This is a genomic window from Mucilaginibacter angelicae, assembly GCF_042434235.1.
Classification (GTDB): Bacteria; Bacteroidota; Bacteroidia; order Sphingobacteriales; family Sphingobacteriaceae; genus Mucilaginibacter; species Mucilaginibacter angelicae.
Map to the genome: position 1 here is coordinate 567,417 of NZ_JBHLTS010000022.1, position 21,921 is coordinate 589,337.

Here is a 21,921-nt window from a genome sequence, read left to right on the forward strand (position 1 = left end):
AAGTGACAATAGCTATATTAATAACCCTCTTTTTTATCATACTCAGGTTTGCGGTAACGCTGTTCAATTATATCTCTAACCCAAAGCTGCCCCATATTGGGCGTTATTATTCGGATAAGGTTTCCATCCTGATCCCGGCACGTAACGAGGCCGAAAACATACTAACCCTGTTAAACTCCATCCATCAGCAGGACTATAACAACTACGAGGTTATTATTTATGACGATGATTCTACAGATGACACTTACCGGGTTTGTAACGACTTTGCTGCCAGGCACCCGCATTTCAGGGTAATAAAGGGCGGTAAATTACCCGAAGGTTGGATAGGTAAAAATTACGCCTGCCATCAAATGGCCAAACAGGCCGGGGGTAAATACCTGTTGTTTTTGGATGCCGACGAGCAGATCAGCAACCGCCTTATCAACAGCGCCGTACACCGCATGCACCTGCACCAGTTGGGTTTATTAAGCCTGTTTACCAATCAAACCATGCTTACTATGGGCGAAAACCTGGTAGTACCGCTCATGCACTTCATATTGCTTAACCTGCTGCCTTTACGCCTGGTATATATAGTTAAAAATGCTTCGGTAGCAGCGGCCAGCGGTCAGTTCATGTTGTTTGATGCTGCCATTTATCACAGGCACCAGTGGCATAAAGCAGTAAAAAATAAGGTAGTGGAAGATGTGGAGATCATGCGCCTGATCAAAGCAGAACGCTACAACGGCGAGGCACTACTGGCCAACGGCATGATCAGTTGTAGGATGTACCGGGGATATGGCGAGGCTATAAACGGGTTCAGCAAAAATTTCCTGGCAGCTTTTAATTACAGCATTATCGGTTTTTTAATCTATATCACCATCACCATAGCCGGTCCGCTGATTATCCTGACAACGCTGAACCTGCCGCTTATATTTTTTACTGTCGGACTAATTTTGCTTACGCGGATCATGATCTCCCTTTCGGCCGGGCAAAAAGCAGGGTTTAATATCCTTTTACATTCTGCTCAAATGTTTAGTTTGCTGATAGTGGCCATTTTATCGATACAGCGGCATCTCACCAAAACCACCGTGTGGAAAGGGCGAAAAATTTGAAATCCGCGATAGCTAATATCGCTGCATCTACAAAAAACAGGATCTGTATAACAATCATCCTGCTATTTCATTTGGTTGGGCTGATAGGTTTTATTGTCCCCTCGTTAACCGTATTATTTATAGCATTGGTGCCATGGCATTTACTATTGATGCTGGGCGTAATTGTTTATAGTTATGATACTTTAGATGGTAGGTTTCTTTTACTTGCACTGATTACTTTCCTGATTGGTTTTACTGCTGAATACATTGGCATACATACCGGCTTAATCTTTGGCCATTACCGCTACGGCGGAACACTTGGTGCAAAACTGCTTGAGGTCCCCTTAATGATAGGGGTGAATTGGTTCCTGCTGATTTACGCTGCGGGTGTTACCCTGCAGCGAAGCCGTCTTAAAAGCAGGTTGGTAAGGATACTTGCCGGAGCCATGCTCCTCACCTTGCTTGATGTATTGATTGAACCAATAGCCGTACATTTTGATTACTGGTATTGGCTGGATGCCGGCATTCCTTTCAAAAACTATGTTTGCTGGTTTACATTGAGCGCATTGCTCCTTTTTATATTTGAGCAGTTTAAATTTAAACGGCAAAGCATTGTTGCGCCGGCATTGCTGATTGCACAATTTGTATTTTTTGCTGTTTTAAATTTGATGTATTAATAACTTAGATAATGAAAATCCCTACCCTTATCCCAATAAACCGCGAGGAAGATTATCATACCCACTACCTTGGTACTTTTGCGGGTGACATGCAATTTTGGGCATATGAAACATTTGTGCATGATCAGCCGGTGGGTTCATATCCACACGAAGACTGGCAAAAACACAGAAAGGAGTATTTATTAATGCATACTTTTGATGCTGAGGGTAACCACTTAAACACGCAGCACTGGTACGCCGGCACCACTGCCGAATGCGACAATAACCTGATGGAACAAAAGCTTGAGGAAATGGTTAGCGAACTTGGCGATATTGAATTTGGAAACATCATTGTTAAACTTTTTGATATTAAAATTGATGGGATTACATTCGGGCTCATACCTGATGAAAATCTTGAATACGTTAACCTGCAACCAAGCTCAACCATTTCATTCATGGAGCCTTGGGATGGTGAATATTATACTTAGCAACCGGCAAAAACTACATTTCAATTATCTCATTAATCATAATTTTTGCCGTAAATTTGCAACACCATGGGAGATTATCAGTTAAAGGTTACTATTGACCAGGATTCGGGCTTTTGCTTTGGGGTGGTTTATGCCATTGATATGGCTGAGGAGATTTTAGAAGAAGAGGGATACCTGTACTGCCTTGGCGATATCGTGCACAACGATGAGGAAGTTGAACGCTTAAAGGCGAGAGGCCTGCGCATTATTGAGCACGCTCAACTTAAAGACCTGCGTAACGAAAAGGTACTTATCCGCGCCCATGGTGAAGCTCCTGATACTTACAGAACGGCTTTAGAAAACAATATCACCCTTATTGACGCCTCGTGCCCGGTAGTGCTAAAACTGCAAAACCGCATCAAAACTTCCTACGACTCCAACGAAAAGATCCTGATTTTTGGCAAACATGGCCATGCCGAAGTGGTTGGCCTGCAAGGTCAAACCAATAACGAAGCGCTCGTTTTCCAGGACATTGCTGAGTTGGATAATGTAGAGCTTCCGCATAATATCACGCTGTACAGCCAAACCACCAAGAGTATGGACAAATTCTACTCGGTGAAGGACGAGCTTATCGCCCGCGGTTATGCCCTTAAAGCCAACGATACCATTTGCCGCCAGGTAAGTAACCGCGATAAAGACTTGCCCAAATTTGCAACGCGCTTTGATAAGATCGTGTTTGTATCGGGCAAAAAATCGTCAAACGGCAAAGTATTGTATGAAGTATGCCGCAAGCACAATCCCAATACCTATTTCATATCATCAACAGACGAGCTGGACAAAAACATGTTTGCCCCGAATGATACCATTGGCATTGCCGGTGCAACATCAACCCCCATGTGGCTGATGCAGAAAGTAAAAGCCGCGCTTGAAAATTTTTAACAGCACGCTTTTTGCTGTAATACCGTAACATGCAAAAAAGCCCCTCACATACCGGTTTGTTTGTAGCCGCGCTGGTAATTAGCTGCTGGGCAACAAGCATTATATTGCTCATGCAATGGCATTTCAGTTTCGCTAACCCCCTTGTTTATGTATTGATGCTGGTGCAGATGCACCTGTACACTGGGTTGTTCATTACCGCGCATGACGCTATGCATGGCACGGTTTCGCCAAACAGAAGTTTAAATAACTTTGCTGGCTACCTGAGTACTTTTCTGTATGCCTCGTTCTGGTACCCGCAATTGTATACCAAGCATCACAAGCATCATGGTCATGTGCACACTAATGATGATCCGGATTATCATCAGGGCAGTTTTTTTGCCTGGTATGTTCAGTTTATCCGCAATTACCTGTCCGTATGGCAAATTGTGGTGATGGCAGTTATTTTCAACATCCTGAAGATTTGGATCCCGCAGCCAAACCTTATTATGTTTTGGGTAGTGCCATCGTTGTTAAGCACGTTGCAGCTATTTTACTTCGGTACCTATCAGCCTCATAAAGGCGAGCATGACAACCGGCATTTTGCCCGGAGCCAGCGACGCAACCATATTGCTGCTTTTTTTAGCTGCTACTTTTTCGGGTATCATTATGAGCATCACGAATCGCCGGGGGTGCCATGGTGGAGGTTGTGGAAAGCTCCAAAGCCGGAGGAAAAGAAATTACAAAGTCAGTCTGAATAACATTGTTTTCTGCAACTTCCTGTGTTAGGGATGGTAGCGGATACCGATGCCTTGTGCAGTATGAGCGGATAGCCCGGCCGTAGGCAACGCCCTAATTCTGAATCGGAATTAAATGAATTAAAGAATTTATTGAATTTTAACGTCCCATCAGGGTCTCTCGCAGTGGATCCTGATGTATACGCTATGCAGATTCGCTATTCTAATATCCGTTCAATTCTCTCTGTACTGTTCGCGATTGCTTCGTACCTCGCAATGACGGGAGTATAAATGCCGGGTGTATAAATGATGTTTGCGCCTCATTTATTTGTAAATTGTGACCGCCATCATAAGTTACGGGGCATTTTTTGTTACTTTTGCAGCCTACAGTTATGGCTAAAAAAGGAATTTTACTGGTTAACCTGGGCACACCGGATAGCCCAAGTACAGCAGATGTAAAGCGTTATTTGAATGAGTTTTTAATGGATCCGCGGGTTATTGACATCGGAACATTTTCACGTACTCTTTTAGTTAAAGGCCTTATTGTTCCGTTCAGAGCTCCAAAATCGGCCAAATTATACCAGGCCATCTGGGATCCAAAAACAGGCTCGCCACTATTACATTACAGCATTTTGCAGCAACAGGCTTTACAACAGCGCCTTGGCGATGAATATATGGTTGAGCTGGCTATGCGTTACCAAAACCCTTCTATCGAATCGGCTTTGGAAAAACTGAAGGCAGCACTTGTTGAAAGTATCCAGGTGATCCCGTTGTTTCCGCAATATGCCTCGGCCAGTACCGGCTCGGTTTACGAAAAGGTGATGGGTATTGTTGGTCAATGGCCAACATCACCAAATATCACCTTCATTAACTCGTTTCATGATAATGAACTGATGATCGAAACCTTTGCCGATAACGCACAGAAATATAACCCCGAAACTTACGACCATGTATTGTTCAGCTTTCACGGCTTACCTCAAAGGCAGCTGATCAAGGCCGACCATACACATAACCATTGCCTTAAATCGGCAAGCTGTTGTGAAACGCTTACTGATGCCAACCGGTTTTGCTATTCGGCACAATCGCACCATACGGCAAAGCTGATTGCTGAAAAGCTTGGCATCCCGAGAGAGAAATACACCATCTGCTTTCAGTCGCGCTTGGGTAACGACCCATGGGTACAACCCTACACCAGCGAAATTGTAGCTAAACTGGCCGGCGAAGGCAAGAAACGCCTCCTGGTATTTTGCCCTGCCTTTGTAGCCGACTGCCTTGAAACTGTATATGAAGTAACTACCGAATACGGCGATGAATTTAAAGCCCTCGGCGGTGAGCACGTTCAGTTGGTGGAAAGCCTGAACGATGCACCTAAGTTTATTGAAGCTTTGGTGCAAATGGTGAACCCAGAGGTGGCTTAAGAAGAATCTTCGGTTAAGATAAAATTAAAGCCTAATGATATTGCTAATAATCAGCATGCGTTAGGCTTTTTTATTCCATAAAAAAAGCATCTGCTCATTGCTGAACAGATGCTGTACGATTTTTATATAATTGATAGTTTAACCTACTTTTACATTTACCGCATTTAAGCCTTTTTTGCCTTGCTCTACATCGTAGGTAACGCTATCATTTTCACGGATAGTGTCGATCAGGCCTGAGACGTGCACAAAAACTTCAGCACCACCATTAGTTGGTGTAATAAATCCGAAGCCTTTTGTTTCATTAAAGAATTTTACTGTTCCTTGCATTATATTTTTATTTAATTATTGCAAAGATAACATTAATAATCAATAATCAATTAAAAATAAGGCCATTACACACTTATAGTTTTCAGGAGTATAGTTCGCTGTTAAAATTCGACGCATAAAAACAGCATTTCTTTACTCCCGGAAGCCTTAACACTTAGTGTTTTACCCTCATTATTGCTGTAAAGCAACACTGCTATAAACATGATATTCGCCAGGTTGCAGCGTCATGGAATATGGCAATGATGTTACATTTATACTGCCCCCACTAATGTTATCATACCAGGTTCCGATAGCCGGGAAGCTGATGCTGCCCGGTTGCTGTACCACATCAAAATTGCCCACCACTTCCACATTTGCGCTGGCATCTTTTAGCTGTATAGTTTTAATTGCACCACCGAGACTATAGGTATAATTGGTTGAGGCAAATACGGCATTCTTCTCCTTCATCTTAATCATTTTTGAATAAATGCTGTACAAATGCCTCCTGTTAGGGTCGGTATTGTAATTCCAGTAGATGGGTTTATTACTGGTACGCCCCCCCTGATCAATACTTACGTCGTAACCAAGCTCGCCAAATTGCCAAAGCATTTTAGGGCCCGGCACGGAGAACAGGAACGCGGCCGCCATTTCTTCGCGCGCTAATCCGGTATTTTTATCTTTTACATTGTAGCTGCCAACCGCATTGCCGTAGCTCTCATTCTTAAACTGCAGGCGTTCTTCATCGTGGCTTTCAAAATAGCTCACCAAATTATAAGGCTGGGTAAACGTATGCTGATCATAAAACAAGCCCTGGAAGTTGGAATTGGTTAACCAGCCCATGGTAGCTTCGTTGGCGTTATAGTTAAGATTGTTCCAAAGCATCATGCCTTCGCCGGCCAGTTCTTTTTCTTCCTGGTTAGCGGCAAAATGTTCCAGGATCACGTAAAAGTTGTTATTGTCGATGCTTTTGATATAGTTGTTATAGTCTTTCCAGATGGCTACGCGACTTGCATCATATTGCCCCCATGGCCCTACGGCTGCATCAGACGTACCATAGTTAACCTGCGTAAAGCCTTTTGAAAGATCAAAACGGAAGCCATCGATCTTATACTCCGTCATCCAGAATTTAAGCACGTTTTTTACAAAATATTTGGTATCGGCACTTTCGTGGTTAAACTGGTAGCCCACATTGTAGGGGTGCGTTGGGTCAACATTATACCATGGATTATCTGCCGCCGGTTTACCTGCTGCTGTATTAAAATACATTTGTACCATAGGCGATTGGCCGAACGAATGGTTAAGCACCATATCCTGGATCACCGCTATACCGCGCGAGTGGCATTCATCGATAAAAGCTTTTAATGCGTTTTTAGTGCCATAGTACTTATCAGGCGCAAAATAAAACGATGGATTATAGCCCCATGAAAGGTTGCCTTCAAACTCGTTGATTGGCATCAGCTCAATAGCGTTAACACCTAAGTTTGAAAGATATTTTAAAGTATCGGTAAGGGTTTGGTAATTATGGGCGTTAATAAAATCGCGCAGTAACAATTCATAAACAACCAGGTTCTTTTTATCCGGACGAACAAAGCTGCTATTTTTCCAGCTGTACGCAGGCTGGTTAGCCTGGAAAACACTTACATTACCGGTAGTTTTCCCGGTTGGATATTTCTTTAAGTTGGGATAGGTATCTGATAATATATATGAATCATTATCGGGGTCAAGTACCTTTTCGGTGTACGGATCGGCCACTTTTAATGATTTATCAATGTAAAACTGGTAACCATATTCGGTAGCGGCATCAATATTATCAATCTGCACCCACCAGCGTTTGCCATCGGGCGTATTGTTCATTACGGCCTTGGCATCGTTAACATCCCAGCCATTAAAATCACCTATGACAGATACCGATTTTTTGCCGGGCGCATACAGGTTAAAAATGACCGACTTTCCCGAATTGATAAAAGTAACCCCATCCCTGGCCCCTGCAGGCAACGCCTTTCCGGTATTCACAACTGTGTCACCGGGAACGTTCCCGGTATTGCCCGGCAAAACATCCTTCTTTTTGCATGAAGTAAAACCGGCCAATAAAAGTCCGGCAAGTAACAGGTAAACATTCTTAATTGTCATATTTTGTTATAATTGGTTTATTGCACTAAAACAGCTGATAGCCTGTTGGTTTACAGGTAGAAGTATATCAGCATTGCAATATCTGCAAAATAATTGGTAAAATTATATTTCGTTAAAATTATGTATTTATCCTGCAGGGATAAAAATCAGGGAGCTATTAGGTATAGTTAATGCTCCTTATTTGTTGCGTACCTCTGGCACGCTAAAATTCTTTTATTTTGTTATTTCTACAAACCTTTTGCACCTCCGGTGCAACTTATCAATAGTAGTAACGAATACTTAGTCAACTAACGAACTCACAATTTTTGCCGAAAGCAAACAAAGCGGGATCCCTCCTCCGGGATGCACACTTCCTCCGCAAAAATATAAACCTTTAACTTTCGACGATTTATTGGCATGCCGCAAAAACGCAGCAAACTGGCTGTTTGAACTGGTGCCATAAAGAGAACCCTGGTAAGAGGATGTCCGGCTTTCGATACTCCGTGGATCAAGAATATTTTCATTAGCTGTCAGCGGACTGATGTCTTTGCCCAGCAGGCGGCTCAGCTTGTTTAATATATTTTTCCGCGCATCTACTATCAACGCATCCCAATCCTGCCCCGCATTGGCCGGTACGTTGATCATTACAAACCAGTTTTCGCAGCCTTCGGGAGCATCATCAGATTTATATTTGGAGCTGATATTGAGATAGATGGTCGGATCATGATAGATGTCCTTTTGCCGCCAGATGTGATCAAACTCTGCTTCATAATCAGCACTGAAAAATATATTATGAAGATCAAGTTCCTTAAACTGATGCCGGATACCCCAGTAAAATATCAATGCCGAACTGCTTCGCTCCTGACTTAGTATTTTTTGAGGATGAAATTTGGGATAAGTGCTCAGCAATTTGTTATAGGTGAACCAGATATCCATGTTGGATATCACAAGATCCCCCCCAATTATCCCAGCATTCGTCCGGATCCCTTTTACTTTTTTTTCTCGCAATACAATTTCTGCCACAGGGCTATTGTAATGAAATTTTACGCCTAATGACCCGGCCAGCCGCACTAAAGCGGAAGTTATGCTATGCATTCCCCCCTCAGGAAAATAAGCGCCAAAATGCTGCTCCAGATGCGGGATCACGTTCAAGGTAGCAGGCGCGGCATAGGGGTTTGAGCCATTATAGGTTGCGTACCTGTCAAAAAACTGTACTACCCGTTTATCTTTAAAGAAACTTTGATTAGCATTATGCATGCTGCGGAAGGCATCTATCTTCCCAAATCTTAATATTGATTTGAATGTATCCCAGCGCAGGTAGGTTTTGAGCAGGTGCAGGGAGCGCTCTAAAAAAACATGATTGGTTATGCTATAAATCCTGCTGCTATTTTCCAGGTACCGCTTTACAGCGATGGCAAGTTCGCCGGTTTGCGTTTGTATCTCATTGCCAAACTTGCCTGCATCGGCATAAGCATTGAGGTGGGTGCCATCTTCATAAAAATATTTGCAAACAGGATCCAGCTTTTGATACCCGAAATAATCGGAAGGTTTTTTACCGGCCAGTTCAAAAAGTTCGTCGACGTATTGCGGCATGGTAAACAGGCTCGGCCCGGCATCAAAGCGGTAACCATCCTGCTCAAACTGATTGAGCTTACCGCCAGGGTAGTTATTGGCTTCATAAACCTCAACGCTATAGCCTTTTACTGCCAAACGGATAGCTGCAGCAATACCCGCTATACCGGCGCCAACAATTAAAGCTTTTTTAGAGAGGGGCATAGGGGTAAAGATAACCGGGATTTGGGGAGATTTTCCTGATTAACTGGATTTTTCTTTGATTTGATAGTAAAATCCGGCCAATCAAAAAAATCCTATAAAAATCCCGGTTCAGACAGTGTGTGTAGCGCAAAATTGATAAAGTTACTCGTCAACCCATAATCCTCAGTACCCTTGCGGCGGATAAAAAAGAAATCGCGTGTTATTTTAAGGCCTTCAACAGGCACTTCAACCAGGTCGCCTTCGGCTAATTGACGAATGATGGATGGCCGGGGCATAAAGCCGAGGCACTGATCGGCCAGCAGGAAATTCTTTAACGCTTCGGTACCGCCAAGGCGAATCTTTACCGAAAGATCTGCCGGTTTAATATGCAATGCCGAAAGGGCTTTCAATACCGCATTCAAAGTACCGGAACCGCGCTCTCGTACAGCCAAGGGTGTTTTTACAAACTGCTTTAAGGTTAATGATTTACCGGCCAGCGGACTTTTAGCCGAGCAAACCGGGATCACTTCGTCGCTCATAAAAGGTTTGTATGATACTGTGGTGAGCTTGTTATCAACCTCAATAATACCGATATCAACCTCATGGTTAAGCAGGGCATTCAAAATATATTCGCTGTTGCGGTTTACCAGTTGTACATCAACATTGGCATACTCACGCTGAAAACCCGAAAGTATCGAAGGTAAAATATACAGGGCAATGGTTGTACTTGCCCCCAAACGCAAATGCCCGGCAGCCTGCGAAAGATTGCTTAATACCGAAAGATCATATTCTATCTTCCGCTCAATCTCCGTTGCCTGTTGCAGGTATTCATTTAGTTTGTTGCCGGCTTCTGTGAGTAAAATGCTGTTGCCCTTGCGTTCAAACAGGGGAACTTTGTATTGATCTTCAAGCGCCTTAACATGCTTACTTATGGCAGGCTGTGTTATAAACAGCACCTGCGCGGCCTTACTGAAACTCAGGTTGGCGGCAACTTCCATAAATACGCGGTGGGCAAAAGAGATCATGAGGGCAAAGTTAATTTTTTACCCGTTCAAAATACTTCCCGGTAAATTTATACACGATATAATTATGCGTAACCTGCCTTTTAGCATCGACCAGCGGACTATGAATGGTTTGCGTTTTAGCATCAAAATAAATAGTAGGGATCACTTTCCAGTTAACAACCGAAAGAAAGTTGTAATCAAAATACAGCTTGCTATGCATGCCTGTTGCCGTTTTAACAAGCAGCACCGTACCGTTTAATTTATCCTTTTCGATGGTAAAAAACTGGATACCCTGGGTTGCATCAATACTTGATCGTACCGAATTATATACCCCTAAATAATAAACTTTATTATTGGCCCTTAAGGTATAAAGCCTGGAATACCAGTAAACCGGGTTATGCTTTTTCCCTACCGAATCCATTTTTAAGGACGAGAATACCTGGCCATTAACTTTATATTGTAAAACATTGTCAAAATCATACCCTGTAGTACCCAGTTTGGTGTCCCATGAATATGTACGGAACAAGCCATCGGCCGAAGTAGCTATTACCACCCGCTCTTTAACCAGTTCGGTAAAAGGATAATTAATGGTTTCGGGATACCTGGAAGTATAATACTTCAGCTTAAAGCCAAAGATCTTATTCATTTTTTCTAACGAATCAATAGCTTTCCACTCTTTTTTGTGAGTGCCGTAGTAGTTCACCCTTTTAAAAATCCGTAACAGATCGGCCTCAATGGCCTGTGGACTTTGGGCAAACAAATTTGCTGAGTAAAAACAGCAGCAGAAAACAATTATAAACTTAAAGGTTTTCATCGGTAAACAAGATACGCAAAAAAAGCAATTCCGATTGATATTCGTATCAAATCGCTATCAGTTGCTTGTTTTTTAGCCTTTTATTTTTTCAAAGTATTGCCCGTTGAATTTATAGTTGATGAATTTTTTAGTTACCTGCCCCTTTACGTCAACCAGTGGTATATGGATGATCTGGGTAGCTTGATCAAAAGTGATGGTGGGGCGTTTTTCAAAAGTGATGTCAACTACCGAAAAGAAATCATAATCGTAATAGATTTTGCTTTTCAGGCCCGATCCTGTTTTGATGATCTTTACATCATCATTTAACTTGCCATTTTCAATATCAAACACTTTAATACCTGTACCGGTATCTTTTGAGGAATAAATATTACCGTAGATACCCAGATAGTAAGTTTTATCGCCTGTTTTGAAAGTATATAAGTTTGAGTAAAAGGGTGCATCTCCGTACTCAAGGTCCCCCGATAAAGTTGACTTAGTTTTACTTTCCACTTTGTATTGTAATACATTGGCAAAAATGTGCTTGGTGCCACCCAACCAGGTATCCCATGAATAAATTCTAATTAAACTGTCAGTCGAAGTAAAAATATCCAATCCCGCTTTTTTAAGCAAATTGAACGAAAGGTTTATCGAAGCCGGGTAAGTTTCAGTATACTGCTTTAACTTCTTACCAAACATGTCATTAGCTTTAAAAAGGGAGTCGCCTGCATTAATATTCCCTTTCTTCTCTTGCTCGTCCCAATAGTCTATCTTTTTAAATGATCTAAATAAGTCGGCCTCAATAGTTTTTGGAGTTTGCGCCAAAAGGCTAACAGGTAATAACAATGAAAAAATGATAAGCGTTAAGGTTTTCATAGAAAAATATTACTGCATAAAAATAGGGATAATCAAGTGACTATCCCTATCCCAATATTTCGAAATAATATTATTCCTTATGCCTCAACCGGCTGACCGATCAAATGCTTTTCTGCCAAATATTCGGCAATCTGCACAGCGTTGGTAGCTGCACCTTTACGCAGGTTGTCAGATACAATCCAGCAGTTAAGGGTATTGTCCTGGCTTTCGTCGCGGCGGATGCGGCCTACAAATACCTCGTCTTTGTCGTGCGCGTCAAGCGGCATCGGGTATTTCAGGTTAGCGGTATCATCAACCACAACAATGCCCGGCGAGTTAGCTAACAGCTCACGTACTTCGCCCAGGTCAAAATCATGCAAAAATTCAATATTAACCGACTCAGAGTGGCCGCCCATAACCGGGATACGCACGGTGGTAGCAGTTACTTTAATGCTGTCATCGCCCATGATCTTTTTGGTTTCGAGGATCATTTTCATTTCCTCCTTAGTATAACCGTTTTCGGTAAATACATCAATCTGCGGGATCACGTTCAAATCGATAGTATAAGGATAAACCTTCGGCCCGTCGATACCTTTACGCTCGTTAAATAACTGTTCAACAGCTTTAACACCAGTACCGGTAACCGATTGGTAGGTTGAAACCACTACCCTTTTAATTTTGTATTTATCATGCAGCGGTTTTAAAGCCACTACCATTTGTATGGTTGAGCAATTTGGGTTAGCGATGATCTTATCTTCGGCAGTAAGTACATCAGCATTTACTTCAGGCACAACCAATTTTTTGGTTGGGTCCATACGCCATGCCGATGAATTATCAATAACAGTTGTACCAGCAGCCGCAAATAAAGGGGCCTGCTGTAATGAAGTGCTTCCGCCGGCCGAGAAAATTGCTACGTCCGGCTTCATCTTAATCGCATCCTCAACAGAAACCACCTTAAACTGCTTACCCTTAAAAGTAATTTCTTTACCAATACTTTTTTCTGAAGCTACGGGAATTAATTCTGTAACGGGGAAGTTGCGTTCTGCAAGAACCTGCAACATTTTGGTGCCTACTAATCCTGTAGCACCTACTACTGCGACTTTCATTTTTTAAATTGTTTTTGAAATGTATCAGGCTGCTTCACAGCGCCTGTTTTTAATTAATTATGTGTTTTAAAAGTTAAACCCTCAAATATGCACATTTTTTTGCTTACGCGAAAATATAAAGTCTATAGTTTTGGTGGGGAATTAGTGAGTGGTTGGCTTTATGGTGAGTGGTTGATTGGGTGGATTAGGTGAGTGGTTGTCTGAACCCAATACTGGCGCAAGTCTTGATCTCATACTGGCGCAAGTCTTGAGCGAAGGCCAGCAGGTGGCGGACTTGTGACTTCTATCTAATTCTAAAACGTCGATATTTTCATATCAGGGATTAAACAGCTTCCAATGTCCCTCGGAGATGACCTCAATTGTCCCGTCGGTTACTTTTATGGCGGTTTGATCATCAATTGCATATGATGGCACCGGTATCGTTGCGGCCAACTTTTCTATGTTGGCTAACGAATTCTTCGGAAACCATTCATGATCCAGGTGCGGATGAATTGCGAAATCGACCAGTCCCAACGATTTATCACTTTCGGCTGGCAGGATATGGTTACCATAAGTGGTTCCAAAGCGGGTCATGATCATACTCCCGGCGCTCAAACCCACATACACCATTTTGTGCAGCAGCGAAGGCAATAGGCCTGCCAGCCCGGATTGCTGCATCCAGTAGCACAGATACTGGCAGTCGCCACCGCCAACCAGCAAGGCGTCGGTTTCCTGTAGCATGGGTACCCAAAGCTCCTGTTTGATACTGGGCAGGGCCGTTAGCTCCAATATTCCCAACGACTTCCAGCCCAACTGACAGAAAGGGTCACCTAATGATCCGCAAATCACCTTTTGGGCTATGCTTGCACCGCCGGCTATAGCATATATTGCTGTGGGGATGAAAAGGGCATTCGCCTCCGCAATCGGTTTTCCCAAAAGTTCAATCAGCGTGTTATGAATACTCATATTGCTGATACCGGCGGAAGTGAGAAGAAGCTTCATAATTTCTTTTTTTGGATGTATCGTTGCTCTGTTTGATACGCCTGTTTATTATGTTAATTTAAAGGCTCAAACCAATTTCGGTAAGATTCCCCACATTGCCAAACTGGATTATAATAACTTAATCAACCACTCACCTCATCAACCCAATAAACCACTACTCAAAAAATCAGCGTAATCAACGCAATCAAAAATAATCAACGGTCAATTTCCTACCTTTGCGCCGTAAACTCAAAATTGCATGAGCGAAAAGATTTTAGTGATAGGCGCCAACGGCCAGATAGGTACCGAATTGGTAATGGCTTTGAGAAATATACACGGGGCCGAGGCCGTAATAGCTTCGGATATTAACAACCCCACTTATGCCATTCGCAACAGCGGGCCATACGAGCTGGCCAACGTGCTTGATAAAGACAACCTGCACCATATATTTGACAAACACCGCCCCACACAGGTGTACCTGTTGGCAGCCATCTTATCAGCTGTGGGTGAACAAAAGCCCAAAATGGCCTGGGACCTGAACATGACCGGTTTACTGCATGTGCTTGATTTTGCAGTAGAGTTTAAAGTATCCAAAGTTTTTTGGCCAAGCTCCATAGCCGTTTTCGGTCCACATTCACCGCAGCATGATACACCACAGTATTGTGTAATGGATCCTAACACGGTCTACGGTTTCAGTAAACTGGCCGGCGAACGCTGGTGCGAATACTATTTTAATAAATACGGACTTGATGTGCGCAGCATCCGTTACCCGGGTTTAATTGGCTGGAAAGCTAACCCCGGCGGCGGCACTACTGATTATGCCGTACATATATTTCATCATGCCTTAAAAACCGGCAGCTATGAAAGCTTTTTGGCCGAAGGTACTGCCCTGCCCATGATGTATATGGACGATGCCATCAGGGCTACCATCAGTTTGATGGATGCCCCGGCAGAGCAAATCGATATCCGTTCATCATATAACCTTGCCGGTATCAGCTTTACGCCCGAACAGCTGGCAGCTGAAATAAAGAAACTGATCCCTAACTTTGAGATCAGCTATAGCGAAAATGATCCGCGCCAGGCCATTGCCAATAGCTGGCCAAAATCTATCGATGATAGCTATGCACAAAACGACTGGGGCTGGAAACTGGAATATGACCTGCCCAAAATGGTAGCCGATATGCTGGAGAATCTGAAAAACGTTATTTAAGGTTAAAGGCGAAAGGATAAAGGTTAAAGGTTTTTATCTGTCGTTATATAAACAAATATTATATTTACCGCCTTGTCTTTATAAGGCAAAGCTTTGTAAAACAACAAGGTTGATCCATGAACCATCAACCATGAACAATGAACTAAAAAAACATGGGAAGAGCATTTGAATTCCGCAAAGAAAGAAAGTTTAAGCGCTGGGCCAAAATGGCAGTGCAGTTTACCCGTTTAGGTAAAGAAATTGTGATGGCTGTTAAAGCCGGCGGCGGTGATGTTAACACCAACTCGCGTTTACGTACCGCGGTACAAAATGCCAAGGCCGTGAACATGCCTAAAGACCGTGTTGAGGCAGCTATTAAACGTGCCAGCAGCCGCGATGAAAAAGATTACGAAGAGCTTGTTTACGAGGGATACGCGCCTTACGGTGTTGCCGTTTTGGTTGAAACTGCAACCGATAATACCAACCGTACCGTTGCCAACGTACGCAGCTACTTTACTAAATATGGTGGCTCATTAGGTAAAACGGGCTCGCTTGATTTTATCTTCACCCGTAAATCGGTTTTCACCTTTGAACCCGGCGAGCGCGACCTGGAAGAACTTGAATTTGAACTGATTGATGCAGGTTTGGAAGAGATCTTTGTTGAGGCTGATGAAAACGGCAATGATATTGCTGTAATCCATACAGCTTTTGAAGATTTTGGCAAAATGCAAAAAGCACTGGAAGAAATTGGTATCGAAGTAAAATCGGCCAAATTGGAGCGTGTACCACAATCATTCCATGCTGTTACCGAAGAACAGGTTACCGATATCATGAAACTGATTGACCGTTTGGAGGAAGACGACGACGTACAGGCGGTTTATCATAATATGGCGGAGTAATTTAGATATCGGATTTCGGAATTTCGATTTCGGATTTAATATAAACAACGCGTCATTGCGAGGTACGAAGCAATCCCCGATCAGCAGGTCCGCCCTGTATAGTTTGGGATTATTAATAATTATAATTTGATTTTTATAGGTATTAATGAGCTCTCTACGTTCGGTTGTCTTCGTACCTCGCAATGACGGCTTAATTAAGCATTATCATGCCACTATTCAACACACGTAAGGGAGAAAAAAAAGTAAAGGTTACCTTTGCTAACGGGCTTCTTTTTGTTGAAAGTGATGGTGGCAAACCTCAGGCTTTCCCGTTGGAGTGGTTCCCGAAACTACTTAACGCTACCGACGAGGAACGTGAAGACTGGAGCCAGACTGATAAAGGCATCCGGTTTAATAAACTGGATGTAGACGTTACGCTTTAGTAGTGTAGACTTAAGACAACAAGAGTCAGGAAGCAAGAAAAAACTAAGAAGCCAAATTTTCATCTTACAATCTTGATTCCTGGTTCTTACATCTAAACAAAAAATGGTTTTTGAAGAATTTTTAAAGAAGAAAAGAATTGACCTTGCAGCTCTTGAACAGGGCGAGCCGGCTTTGTTTTCTGAATTTAAAGATCACTTTGAGCAAATGGGCGAAAAAAGCTTCGACCATACCAAAAAGTACTGGTTCAATAAATTAAGGCGGCAGTTTCCTGTCCCAATTGAGGTTAAAACCGAAAAAGTACACATCAAAAACCCGCTTGCCGAACAAACTATTACCGAAAGCTTGATAGAACCCGGTACACCGGCCAAAGTTGGATTTACACCAAAATTTCGTCCGGGCGTTACTGCCAAACCTGCAGCACCTGCTGAGGACAAAAAGGACGAACCAATTGCAGAACCGGCTAAGTCAGAACCTATAGAAGCTGAAACTACAGCAGCTAAACCGGCATTTAAACCGCGTTTTAATCCGGGCATGGTGAAACCCAAACCAGCTGAAGGCGAAATTATTCCTGAAGAAAAACAAGAGATACCTGCCGAAGACACACAGGTTCCCGCTGTTAAACCGGGCTTTAAACCACGCTTTAATGCAGGTATGTTAAAGCCGAAACCTGCAGAAGCCGATGCAACATCGGACGATAAAAAAGAAATACCTGCTGAAGAAGAACCTCAAGCTCCGGTAGCTGAAACGCCTGCTCCAAAAATGGGCTTTAAACCACGTTTTAATGCGGGTATGGTAAAACCTAAACCGATAGAAAGCGAAGCACCTGCTGAAGATAAAAAAGAAGACGCTCCCGCTGAAGAATCTCAAACCCCAGTTGCTGAAACATCTGCACCAAAGATGGGTTTCAAACCACGCTTTAATGCGGCAATGATGAAAACCAAACCTGCTGAAAGTGAAGAACCGATAGAAGATAAAAAAGAAGAAACTACTACTACTGAAGAACCGCCAGCCACAGAAGCTCCTGCACCAAAACTGGGCTTTAAACCAAGGTTTAATGCGAAAAATCTTCCAAAAGAAGGAGAGGGATAATCTCTTATCTAACTTAATACTATCAATTAAAACCCATTCCTGGTCGAAGTTTAGCGATAGCGTAACTTCGTCCAAAAACGATGGAAGCATCCTGCTTCCGCGATCAAATTACTAACGTAAAACGCGTTCTTCGATATTTTAAAAGCTTTCCGTTTTTAATTATTATATAAGTTAAGCTGAAAGCTTAACCCATTTTAGGACGAAGTTACGCTATCGCTAAACTTCGACCAGTGGAGAGATGTTATTTCTACTACTAACCCTTTACTTACTATGCGAAAACAACCAGTGCAACAAATCCGGCTCATTAAAGGCATTATCCCAGCTGTTATGGCCTACTCCTGGGTATAAAGTAAACCTTGGATTTCCCCCAGCCTCTTTAATAGCATCAACCATCACCTGCGAATGATCTGCAGGTACTACGGGGTCATTATTACCGTGGAAGATCCAGAGGGGGACTTTTTTGGCATACTTTTTTGCGTTCAGGGTATTATCGCCGCCGCAAATGGCAAATGCTGCGGCAAATACTTTGGGTTCGCGGCCAATGATCTCGAATGTGCCCATGCCCCCCATGCTCAGGCCCCCAACATATATTTTATGCTTATCAACGAAAGGTTTATCTAAAAACTGATCTACCAGCCCCATCAGCATGATCATGGCCATGGTTGGCGGCGCATTTTCCTGGAAAATAAATTTGCGCTTGTTGGTTGCCGAGTCAGTAACCTGCTTCACATTGCTCCAATAACTTTTTGCCGGGCATTGCGGAAAAACTATTATAGCTTCATACATTTCACGAACGCTATCCTGCAAAAGTCTTTGCGCCCCATAAGCCAGCTGCGATTCATTATTGTTTCCCCGTTCGCCCGAACCATGTAACACAAACAACAAGGGGTACTTTTGACCCGGGTTAAAATGTTTGGGGAATAAAATACGGTATGGCAGCGTATCTACTTTAAAAATAAAGCTGCCCCTGTCAAACGAAGTCAAATTTTGGGCTCGGGCTAAAAAAGAGAATGCTAAGAGCAAGCTTAGCATTCCGGTAATTCGTATTGCTTTAATCATGGTTAAAATGCTTCTTTGTTTTACAACCAGCGTGATCGCCACTGGTGCTTTAAAACAAATTTAACTTCTTTAACCGCCTTTTGTTTATTTTTTTGTTCCGATTTAATTCTTAGCGATAACCGGGCTTTCAAAACCAAGCTTTTTTAAGCCTCCCTGCACTTCGGGGCAGCTCATGAAAAGCTTCCAGAGCAGGCCTGTACGATAATTTTCAATCATCACAATGATAGGCCCCTGGTCAATGGCTAAATAGGAGTTGGCGTACCAGTTATGCGATTCGCTGAAAGCATCGGTAAAACCATATTCGCCCCAGATCTTATCGCCCAGGTCATAATAAAAATGGCGCAATGCCTTCATCGAATACTCTGGAGTATAGGGGAATGCCGACAGTGCAGCTGTTGGTGTAATTACGCCCAGGTCATTAGTTGGCGAGTGTGCGTTGTACCCCTCAAAGTTGTCACTTGCAGTTAAGCCCCAGCAATTTTCGCCGTAGCCTTTAAACTTTTTAGGGTTATCAACACAGTATGCATGATTGATCAAGCTGTGGTTTTTATTTTGCTCCCAGTAATCGGCATACTCATCTTTTAAGCCTTTGGGGTTAAGGCCAAGGAAAGAATATTGTGAAAAGAACAGCGGACCACCATAATCAAAACCCAAAGGCAGTTTAAAGCCATAAAAAGTTTTACCGTTTTTAAAGAAATCGCTTTGAGCCCAGCCCCGGTGGTATACATCTGCGCTAACCGGATAACGCTCTGCCGATGCAGCCAGCACATAGGTTATCAAACATTCATTAAAACCATGGATCGGGAAATTCATGGCCCAGCCATTATTAGGGCTCCAGTGCCAGTAAAGGGCGTCACGGCCATCGCGGGTATACCAGCTCCATTCCATTTCGCCCCACATCCAACCGATCATATCACGGATCCGGCGTTCTTTCGGGTCATCAGCATTAAAATACTGTCTTGCACATAACAACCCCTGGAAAAGATATGCCGACTCAACAATATCTCCCCCATCATCTTTACGGCCAAAGCGGATCACTTTACCTGTTTCGCCATTTAACCAGTGCGGGAAAGCGCCATGAAAAGCATCGGCCTTGTATAAAAAGCTAACGATCTTCACCATACGGTCAACCGCCTGCTCATGGGTAATCCATTTGCGGCTATCAGCCACAATGAGCGCCATAATGCCAAAACCTGAGCCTCCTGTTGTTACCACCTCATTGCCATAATCAAAAGAAGTATTGCTGCGCTCGCGGGCCAGGCCGCTCACGGGATGACCAAAATCCCAAAAATAACGGAACGTTTGGCGCTGCACTACATCAAGCAGGGCGCTATCAGTAAGGTTTTTGATAATGCCAACAGGTTTAATGCCATCTTCTGCTTTTTTTGCAGCTTTTTGAGCAAAACAGCAAACAGCAAACAATATCAGTACGGGGGTAATAAATAGCTTTTTCATAGGATAATTGTTACGGAGTATGAAAACAATGTTTTCATAAAAGAAAAGAGATTAAAAAGAGGCTGCCCTTTAACCCAATAGGGCAACCTCATAATCAATTGTGTGTATTATAATAGCTAACTAATAGCCGGGGTTTTGTTTTAACCTGTTATTACTCAAATCAATTTGTGCCTGCGGAATTGGGAACAAAGCAGCAGTAGCTTTCCATGTTTTGCCATGGGCGGCAAATGCAGCAGCAGCACGGCCCGGTTTAACTGATTCCTGGCGAACAATATCAAAGAAACGATCATGCTCTTCGGCCAGTTCCATACGGCGTTCGTGCCAGATGTTCTCTAAAGTTGGAGCAGCAGCACCTAAACCAGCCCTTGTCCTGACCAAAGTAAGATCGGTACTTGCAGCACCAGTATTACCTAATTGAACAGCAGCTTCGGCATTAATTAACAAGATATCGGCATAGCGTAAAATCCGCACCTGTTTAGGCAGCCTGTCGGTATTACCGCCGCAATTATCCTCGGCAGTACGGCTGTGGTAAGCTTTATAGCTGTAGGTATCGTTTTGAACAGAATCACGGCTTGGGATGCGGAAACCATCAAATAACGTTGTACCATGAGGTAATATAGTAATTACTGTACCAGCCCTGCGCACATCACCTGTTTCATATTCGTTCAGCAGGCTTGTTGATGGGTTATTAAATCCAAAGCCCAGATCAGACCAGCCGAATTTACCACCGGCACGAGGGCCCTGTGATACGGTGTACAAATTAATACCTGACGAACAAGCTTTGTTTATCCCTGCCTGAATTTCGAATATCGATTCGGAGTTGTTATTACCTCCATCGCCATTTATTGCTTTTTGCCTCCAGATCAGCGAGTAATCTTTCACCAGTGTATATTTACCACCATCAATTACTGCTTTTGATAAATCGTAAGCTTTTTGATAATTTTTCAGATACAGGTAAACCTTTGCCTCAAGTGACTGGGCTGCACTTTTTGTAGCACGACCAACGTCAGTAGCGCCTTTATCAGGCAGGTTAGCTACTGCGAAATCCAGATCGCTGATAATAAATTTATAAACATCATCGGCACTTGCACGGGTTTGATATTTATCCTGGTTTGCTTCGGCCGGTGTAGGCACCTTGTCAAGCAAAGGCACACCACCGTAAAGGCGCACCAGGTTAAAGTAAAAATAAGCCCTTAAAAATTTAGCTTCGCCGATGAGCGCGTTTTTGGTTGCTGCATCAAACGTGGCATTCTGCAATTTATCAAGCGCCTGGTTTGTTCTTGCAACCCCCTGGTAATGGCCTGTCCAAACGTTATTTACAACACCATTACTGGCTGTAGTCTGCAGGTTATCAATTTGTTTGGCATCACCATAATCATCGGGCGAGCTGCCTTTATCTGCATCGTCGGATGCGATATCCGTCATGATCACAAACTGGAAGCTATCTATATCAGGATCGAAGCCACCGATGTAAAATACGTTGTAAATCCCCAATACCAGGTTTTTGGCCTGTGCAGGGTCTGATGCTATCTGATCTTGCGTTATCTGGCCCTGTGGCTGTACATCAAGGTAATTTTTGCACGCATGCAGTGTGCCCGATAATACGGCAAGGCAGGCGACGATGATGGTTAATTTATGTTTATATATCTTTTTCATGAC

21 protein-coding genes are annotated in these 21,921 nt (G+C 43.1%); 10 read left to right on the forward strand and 11 right to left on the reverse strand.

The genetic code is table 11. The features are described 5' to 3' along the window. The first annotated feature begins 2 nt into the window (after positions 1–2). From ACFFGT_RS14550 to hemH, 6 genes are all read left to right on the forward strand, one after another. Positions 3–1,091 (forward strand): glycosyltransferase family 2 protein, encoded by a 1,089-nt coding sequence (locus tag ACFFGT_RS14550; RefSeq protein ID WP_377023266.1) that lies wholly within the window; start codon positions 3–5, stop codon positions 1,089–1,091. Continuing rightward, entirely contained in the window at positions 1,088–1,747 is a 660-nt protein-coding gene (locus ACFFGT_RS14555) for a carotenoid biosynthesis protein (RefSeq protein WP_377023267.1), read from the forward strand. Before ACFFGT_RS14550 ends, ACFFGT_RS14555 begins: the two co-directional genes overlap by 4 nt. 11 nt (positions 1,748–1,758) lie before the next feature. Next, positions 1,759–2,214: a hypothetical protein gene (locus tag ACFFGT_RS14560; protein WP_377023268.1), complete on the forward strand. Its 456-nt coding sequence runs from the start codon at positions 1,759–1,761 to the stop codon at positions 2,212–2,214. 66 nt (positions 2,215–2,280) lie between these two features. Continuing rightward, complete coding sequence (locus tag ACFFGT_RS14565; protein WP_377023269.1) at positions 2,281–3,132, forward strand: 4-hydroxy-3-methylbut-2-enyl diphosphate reductase; 852 nt, start codon at positions 2,281–2,283, stop codon at positions 3,130–3,132. 29 nt (positions 3,133–3,161) lie between these two features. After that, positions 3,162–3,869: a fatty acid desaturase gene (locus ACFFGT_RS14570; protein ID WP_377023270.1), complete on the forward strand. Its 708-nt coding sequence runs from the start codon at positions 3,162–3,164 to the stop codon at positions 3,867–3,869. A gap of 368 nt (positions 3,870–4,237) precedes the next feature. Continuing rightward, positions 4,238–5,263 carry a ferrochelatase gene (gene hemH, locus ACFFGT_RS14575; RefSeq protein WP_377023271.1) on the forward strand — a complete coding sequence of 342 codons (1,026 nt, stop codon included), beginning with the start codon at positions 4,238–4,240 and terminating at the stop codon, positions 5,261–5,263. A 138-nt stretch (positions 5,264–5,401) separates the two neighbouring features. On the opposite strand, the gene ACFFGT_RS14580 is transcribed toward hemH, so the two are convergent. The 8 genes from ACFFGT_RS14580 to ACFFGT_RS14615 all read right to left on the reverse strand — a co-directional run bounded on the left by ACFFGT_RS14580 (position 5,402) and on the right by ACFFGT_RS14615 (position 14,169). After that, positions 5,402–5,593, reverse strand: a complete 192-nt coding sequence (locus tag ACFFGT_RS14580) for a cold-shock protein (RefSeq protein WP_090528875.1) — start codon at positions 5,591–5,593, stop codon at positions 5,402–5,404. Positions 5,594–5,761: 168 nt separating this feature from the next. Next, complete coding sequence (locus tag ACFFGT_RS14585) at positions 5,762–7,699, reverse strand: alpha-amylase family glycosyl hydrolase (protein ID WP_377023272.1); 1,938 nt, start codon at positions 7,697–7,699, stop codon at positions 5,762–5,764. Positions 7,700–7,978: 279 nt separating this feature from the next. Beyond that, positions 7,979–9,454, reverse strand: a complete 1,476-nt coding sequence (gene crtD / locus ACFFGT_RS14590; RefSeq protein WP_377023273.1) for a 1-hydroxycarotenoid 3,4-desaturase CrtD — start codon at positions 9,452–9,454, stop codon at positions 7,979–7,981. Between the two features lie 92 nt (positions 9,455–9,546). Continuing rightward, positions 9,547–10,458, reverse strand: a complete 912-nt coding sequence (locus tag ACFFGT_RS14595; RefSeq protein ID WP_377023274.1) for a LysR substrate-binding domain-containing protein — start codon at positions 10,456–10,458, stop codon at positions 9,547–9,549. Between the two features lie 10 nt (positions 10,459–10,468). Next, positions 10,469–11,251, reverse strand: coding sequence for a hypothetical protein (locus ACFFGT_RS14600; RefSeq protein ID WP_377023275.1), 783 nt, complete (start codon positions 11,249–11,251; stop codon positions 10,469–10,471). Positions 11,252–11,323: 72 nt separating this feature from the next. Next, positions 11,324–12,103, reverse strand: coding sequence for a hypothetical protein (locus ACFFGT_RS14605; RefSeq protein ID WP_377023276.1), 780 nt, complete (start codon positions 12,101–12,103; stop codon positions 11,324–11,326). A 77-nt stretch (positions 12,104–12,180) separates the two neighbouring features. Next, positions 12,181–13,188, reverse strand: a complete 1,008-nt coding sequence (locus ACFFGT_RS14610; RefSeq protein ID WP_377023277.1) for an aspartate-semialdehyde dehydrogenase — start codon at positions 13,186–13,188, stop codon at positions 12,181–12,183. Positions 13,189–13,503: 315 nt separating this feature from the next. Next, a complete protein-coding gene (locus ACFFGT_RS14615) occupies positions 13,504–14,169 on the reverse strand; it encodes a Type 1 glutamine amidotransferase-like domain-containing protein (RefSeq protein ID WP_377023278.1) in 666 nt (221 codons plus the stop codon). A gap of 238 nt (positions 14,170–14,407) precedes the next feature. Here ACFFGT_RS14615 and ACFFGT_RS14620 point away from each other — a divergent pair, with 238 nt between their 5' ends. From ACFFGT_RS14620 to ACFFGT_RS14635, 4 genes are all read left to right on the forward strand, one after another. Further along, a complete protein-coding gene (locus tag ACFFGT_RS14620) occupies positions 14,408–15,358 on the forward strand; it encodes an NAD-dependent epimerase/dehydratase family protein (RefSeq protein WP_377023279.1) in 951 nt (316 codons plus the stop codon). Between the two features lie 152 nt (positions 15,359–15,510). Next, positions 15,511–16,236 (forward strand): YebC/PmpR family DNA-binding transcriptional regulator, encoded by a 726-nt coding sequence (locus ACFFGT_RS14625; RefSeq protein WP_110587330.1) that lies wholly within the window; start codon positions 15,511–15,513, stop codon positions 16,234–16,236. 206 nt (positions 16,237–16,442) lie between these two features. Further along, on the forward strand, positions 16,443–16,658 hold the full coding sequence (locus tag ACFFGT_RS14630; RefSeq protein ID WP_377023280.1) for a DUF2442 domain-containing protein: 216 nt from the start codon (positions 16,443–16,445) through the stop codon (positions 16,656–16,658). 103 nt (positions 16,659–16,761) lie between these two features. After that, positions 16,762–17,748 (forward strand): hypothetical protein, encoded by a 987-nt coding sequence (locus ACFFGT_RS14635; RefSeq protein ID WP_377023281.1) that lies wholly within the window; start codon positions 16,762–16,764, stop codon positions 17,746–17,748. Positions 17,749–18,009: 261 nt separating this feature from the next. Here ACFFGT_RS14635 and ACFFGT_RS14640 read toward each other — a convergent pair whose 3' ends face one another. From ACFFGT_RS14640 to ACFFGT_RS14650, 3 genes are all read right to left on the reverse strand, one after another. Continuing rightward, positions 18,010–18,807, reverse strand: a complete 798-nt coding sequence (locus ACFFGT_RS14640) for a carboxylesterase family protein (RefSeq protein WP_377023282.1) — start codon at positions 18,805–18,807, stop codon at positions 18,010–18,012. Positions 18,808–18,909: 102 nt separating this feature from the next. After that, the gene (locus tag ACFFGT_RS14645; RefSeq protein WP_377023283.1) at positions 18,910–20,262 is read right to left on the reverse strand and encodes a glucoamylase family protein; all 1,353 of its coding nucleotides are present in this window, start codon (positions 20,260–20,262) and stop codon (positions 18,910–18,912) included. Between the two features lie 120 nt (positions 20,263–20,382). Further along, positions 20,383–21,918 (reverse strand): RagB/SusD family nutrient uptake outer membrane protein, encoded by a 1,536-nt coding sequence (locus ACFFGT_RS14650; protein WP_377023284.1) that lies wholly within the window; start codon positions 21,916–21,918, stop codon positions 20,383–20,385. Between the last annotated feature and the right edge of the window lie 3 nt (positions 21,919–21,921).